Origin of the sequence: Pseudonocardia sp. KRD291 (assembly GCF_019263595.1) — a bacterium.
Classification (GTDB): Bacteria; Actinomycetota; Actinomycetes; order Mycobacteriales; family Pseudonocardiaceae; genus Pseudonocardia.
The window spans coordinates 1-2,334 of sequence record NZ_JADQDD010000480.1 but is presented as its reverse complement, the minus strand read 5'-3'; the positions used below and the strand labels follow the sequence as shown (position 1 = coordinate 2,334).

Annotated in this window: 2 protein-coding genes; one reads left to right on the top strand and one right to left on the bottom strand. The window is 72.7% G+C overall.

What is annotated here, in order from left to right; genetic code table 11:
• Positions 1-1,265, bottom strand: a 1,265-nt coding sequence (locus tag I4I78_RS31960) for an MFS transporter (protein WP_218615241.1), incomplete at its 3' end; no start/stop codon positions are given.
• Between the two features lie 272 nt (positions 1,266-1,537).
• On the opposite strand from I4I78_RS31960, the gene I4I78_RS31955 reads away from it, so the two are divergent.
• Positions 1,538-2,334: hypothetical protein (locus I4I78_RS31955; RefSeq protein WP_218615240.1), on the top strand; the 797-nt coding region annotated here is incomplete at its 3' end.

Sequence of the window (2,334 nt, the reverse complement as noted above, 5' to 3'; positions counted from 1 at the left end):
AGGCTGATCACCGCGACCAGCACCATGTACCCGGAGACGGCCAGCGACGTCCCCGTCCGGGCCTGCAGCGCGGCGGCGATCAGCGGGGCGAACCCGCCGCCGAGCACCGCGCCCACGGCGTAGGAGAACGAGGCCCCGCTGTAGCGGAACCGGGGCTCGAACATCTCCGCGAACAGGGCCGACTGCGGCCCGTAGGACAGGCCGAGGCCGATCGTCAGCACGATCACCGAGACGATCATCAGGGCCGTGTTCCGGGTGTCGAGCAGCAGGAAGAACGGCACCGGCCACACCACCAGCAGGATCGACCCGGCCAGGTAGACGGGCTTGCGCCCGACCCGGTCCGACCAGATCGCCGACGCCACGATGCTGACCAGCCAGCTCACACTGCCGATGATCACGATCGCGATCATCAGGTTCCGGTTCACCTTCAGCACCGACGTGCCGTAGGAGAGCAGGTAGGCCAGGAACACGTAGCCGATCGCGGTGTTGGCGATGAAGCTGATCGAGGCCAGCGCGAGCTCACGGGGGCGGTGCCGGAACACCTCGGCGACCGGGCTGCCGCTGCGCGCCGCCTCCGTGCGCAGCGCCGTGAACACCGGGCTCTCCTCGATCCGCAGCCGGATCACCAGACCGACCACCACCAGCACGATCGAGAGCAGGAACGGGATCCGCCAGCCCCAGGACTGGAACTGCTCGGCGGTGGTCAGGTTGCTCACCGCGAAGAACACGATCTGGGCCAGGATCAGCCCGGCCGGCACGCCGATCTGGGCGAACGAGCCGTAGCGCCCGCGCCTGCCGGGAGGGGCGTGCTCGACGGCCATCAACGCCGCGCCGCCCCACTCGCCGCCCGCGCTCACCCCCTGCAGCAGGCGCATCAGCACCAGCAGGATCGGCGCCAGGACCCCGACCTGCGCGAACGTCGGCAGCAGGCCGACCCCGACCGTCGCGACGCCCATCAGCATCAGCGACGTCACCAGCATCGCCTTGCGCCCGATCCGGTCCCCGAAGTAGCCCCAGATCACGCCGCCGACCGGCCGGGCCACGAACCCGACGCCGAGCGTGGCGAACGCCGCGAGCGTGCCCGACGCCGGCGACAGCGTGGAGAAGAACTGGCTGTTGAACACGAGCGCGGCGGCCGTGGAGAAGATGAAGTAGTCGTACCACTCGATCGTCGTGCCGATCGCGCTCGCGACCGAGACCCGGCGCAGCTGGCGCGGGTCGGAGACGTGTTCGGCGCGCTCGACCGCGCGACCACCGTGCGTCATCGCCGTACTCCCCCCGGCCGGACGCCCTCGGCCGGCCGGCGTCAGCTTCGCACCGCGACGGGCGGTGCGGAAGCGGTCGGTCCCGGCCGCCACTCGTCGCAGATAACGATCCGATCACCTCGCAGGCGAGCCGCTATCCGGACATCTCGGCACGATCGGCTACCGTCGGGTACGAATCGCACGGCTCGGCTCCCCCGACGGGCAGGGATTCTCCCCAGATCCCACGCTCCCCCGCACGCCCGCCCGAGTCGCGTGATGGAGGAGATACGCCCGTGTCCCGACATCGACGCAGTGCCCTCGCGCGACGGCTGCGGCCCGACGGCCTGCGCAACGTCGCCACCGCGGCCGCCGTGGCGAGTGGCGCCCTCGCCGTCGTCACCCCGGCCGTCGGCCTCGACGACCTCGACGACGCCACCGCGGAGTCCACCGGGGCGTTCCGCCTCGCCGCGGAGAACTCGTCCGCCGCAGCGGCCGCCACGTCCTCGGAGTCCGCCCCGCGGTCGGGCCCGGTACTGGCCGGCGCGGACGAGCTCGTGAAGGCCTCCGGACTGCTGGAGGCCGCCGGTGGCGCCGGACAGGCCGTCACCGCCGAACGCGCCCGGATCGAGCAGGCCGCCCGCGACGTCGCCGCCCGCCCGGCGGGCGGCGGCGGTGACGACCGCGGGGACGACGGCGGGAACGGGGACGGGAACGGGGACGCGCCGCCCGCCCCCGGCGGCGGCGGCCCGAGCAGCGCGTCCTGCGACCTCGACACCGGCGGCCTGGGCGACGTGCAGAGCTGGGTCGCCGAGGCCGCCGAGTTCCTCGGCTGCGCCTACGACCAGCCCGATCTGCTCGGTGTCGGCGAGCGCGGCAACGCCTCCGACCACCCGACCGGGCACGCCCTGGACCTGATGGTCCGCGGCGAGACCGGCGACCGGATCGCCGAGTGCGCCCTGGCCAACGCCGACGAGCTCGGCGTGAAGTACGTGATCTGGGAGCAGCGGATGAACTCCGGCGACGGCTGGGAGTCCATGGAGGACCGTGGCGGCGACACCGCCAACCACAACGACCACGTGCACATCTCGTT